We start from the raw sequence: 2,377 nt of genomic DNA, 5'->3' as shown, positions 1-2,377 counted from the left end.
GGCCGGGTCAGGGCCGGGCCGGCCGGCGTCGGTGCCACCGAGCGCGGCGTCGACGCGCGGCCAGAGATCGGTGGTGGAGGCGAAGGCGAGCAACACCGTGGGGGCACCGCGCATCAGGTCACCCTCGTTGGACTTGCCGGTCACCGCCGGGTCGCCGAACACGCCCAGGACGTCGTCGACCACCTGGTACGCCGTGCCCAGGTGGCGACCGGTCTCACGGAGCGGGGGGATCATCTCCTCCGGCCCCCCGGCCAGGACCACGCCCAGCACCATGGGCAGGGTCACGGAATAGGCCGCGGTCTTGGCGGCACCGATCGCCAGCGCGTGTTCCTGCGTGGTCGGCTCACCGTGGGCCGCACCGTGCACGTCGGCGTACTCCCCGGCGATGGAGGCCACCACCGCGCCTTCGACCTCCGCCATGGCGCGGTGCAGCACGGGCGCCGGCACGGGCAACCGGGCGAACTCGCCCATCGCGGCCACCAGGAGGAGATCCCCGCCGAGCAGTCCCCCCACCATGCCGACGTGCGCGGCGGTCTCCCGGGACAACCCCTGCTCGGCACCCCGCGTCGTGGTCCGACCCTGCAGGTTGGGCCGGCCCCGGCGGTGGTCGTCGCCGTCGGCCACGTCGTCATGGACCAGGAAGGCCTCGTGGAGGAGTTCGAGCGCCTGACAGGCGGCGGCGCGAACCGCCTCGTCGCGACCGCCGGCGTGCGTGTAGACCGCGTCGAACAGTGCCGAGCGCATGCCCTTGCCGGATCGGGTGGTGCGGTCGAGATCGGCCGCCCAGTCGTCGACGGCGGGACCCAGGCCGTCGGGCAGGTCGCGAGAGGTCATCCGCTGGGCGGCGCTTACCGAATCCAGTGTCATGTCCTGTTGTTCGGAGCCGACCCTGTCGTGGATACCCCTCACCTCGAATCTTTTCGATGAGATGCGGCACACCGGCGTCCCGCACCCGGCGCCGCTGATGTCCACGGTGTCACACGGCCACACTATCGCGGCCAGGAAATGCACGAAGACCCCCGCTTGTGGCGGGGGTCTCGCGTGCCAGATGATGGATTCGAACCAACGTAGGCATAAGCCGACGGATTTACAATCCGCTCCCTTTGGCCGCTCGGGCAATCTGGCGTGCACCCTTGAAGGCGCTAGGACACGATACAACGCGTGTGACCCCCGGTGCCAAATCGGGGGCCGGCGGGGTGGCCCGGGCGGATGTCACGGCCGGGTAGCCTGGCCGGGATCGTCCCCCAACCCAGGAGAAGGAGCGCGTCCATGGCCTCGGAGTCCTCGTTCGACATCGTCTCGGAGTTCGACCGCCAGGAGGTGGACAACGCCCTCAACCAGGCCGCCAAGGAGCTGGGCACCCGCTACGACTTCCGCGGTACCGACGCCGGTATCGAGTGGAAGGGTGACGACGCGTTGGAGATCGTCGCGGCCTCCGAGGACCGTGTGCTGGCGGCCAAGGACGTGTTCATCGAGAAGCTGGTCCGCCGGGGCCTGAGCATGAAGGCGCTGGAGGTGGGCGACCCGATGCCGTCCGGTAAGGGCTTCCGCCTGGTCGGCTCCCTCAAGCAGGGCATCGACAAGGAGAACGCCAAGAAGATCACCAAGCTCCTGCGCGACGAGGGCCCCAAGGGCGTCAAGGCGCAGATCCAGGGCGAGGAGATCCGGGTGTCGTCCAAGAAGCGCGACGACCTGCAGGAGTGCATGCAGCTGCTCAAGAAGGCCGATCTCGAGGTCGCGCTGCAGTTCACCAACTACCGGTAGTCCGACGACCGTGCCCTTCCCAGGGGGACGCAGGAGGAGCCGGCAGCGTGCCGCCGGCGCGGGCGGCGTGCGGGTGCTCGCCGCGGCCGTGGGGATGTCCCTGCTGGCGGGATGTTCTGTCGGGATCGACGACGACGAGGGCTCGCCTCTGCTCACGGTCTTCGCCGCCGCCTCGCTCACCAGCGCGTTCACCCGGATAGCCGAGGACTACGAGCGTCAGAACCCCGAGGTCGAGGTACGGCTGTCCTTCGACGGATCGGCCGGGCTGGTCGACCAGATCGCCGGGGGCGCTCCCGCCGACGTGTTCGCCTCGGCGGATGCCGCGAGCATGGACCGGGCGCTCGCCGAGGGACTGATCCCCGGTGAGCCGGTGGAGTTCGCGACCAACGTCCTCACCCTGATCACCCCGCCCGGGAACCCCGCCGGCGTCACCGGTCTGGACCGCTCACTCGACGGCACCCGGTTGGTCGTGTGCGCTGACGGTGTCCCCTGCGGCGACGCGGCGCGCGCGCTGGCCGCGGCGGCTGGCGTCGAACTGCGACCGGTGAGCGAGGAATCCAAGGTCACCGACGTGCGCGGCAAGGTCACCTCCGGGGAGGCCGACGCCGGCATC

The 2,377-nt window shown here is 70.3% G+C and carries 3 protein-coding genes and 1 tRNA gene; 2 read left to right on the top strand and 2 right to left on the bottom strand.

The window, feature by feature from the left end; genetic code table 11:
* Both G6020_RS10860 and G6020_RS10855 read right to left on the bottom strand, forming a co-directional pair.
* Nucleotides 1-867 (bottom strand): polyprenyl synthetase family protein (locus G6020_RS10860; protein WP_182610637.1); only part of this gene is annotated, 867 nt, incomplete at its 3' end.
* Nucleotides 868-1,042: 175 nt separating this feature from the next.
* Nucleotides 1,043-1,125: transfer RNA gene (locus G6020_RS10855), tRNA-Tyr, on the bottom strand.
* 144 nt (nucleotides 1,126-1,269) lie between these two features.
* Between G6020_RS10855 and G6020_RS10850 the strand changes: the two genes are divergently transcribed.
* Both G6020_RS10850 and modA read left to right on the top strand, forming a co-directional pair.
* Nucleotides 1,270-1,764, top strand: coding sequence for a YajQ family cyclic di-GMP-binding protein (locus tag G6020_RS10850; protein ID WP_182610636.1), 495 nt, complete (start codon nucleotides 1,270-1,272; stop codon nucleotides 1,762-1,764).
* Nucleotides 1,765-1,774: 10 nt separating this feature from the next.
* The coding region (gene modA / locus G6020_RS10845) for a molybdate ABC transporter substrate-binding protein (RefSeq protein WP_347238359.1) at nucleotides 1,775-2,377 on the top strand (603 nt) is incomplete at its 3' end.

The sequence above is a fragment of the Dietzia sp. B19 genome (assembly GCF_014145155.1).
In the GTDB taxonomy this organism is placed as follows: domain Bacteria; phylum Actinomycetota; class Actinomycetes; order Mycobacteriales; family Mycobacteriaceae; genus Dietzia; species Dietzia natronolimnaea.
Note: the sequence above shows the minus strand (reverse complement) of the source record. Positions and strands in the feature narration are given on the sequence as shown.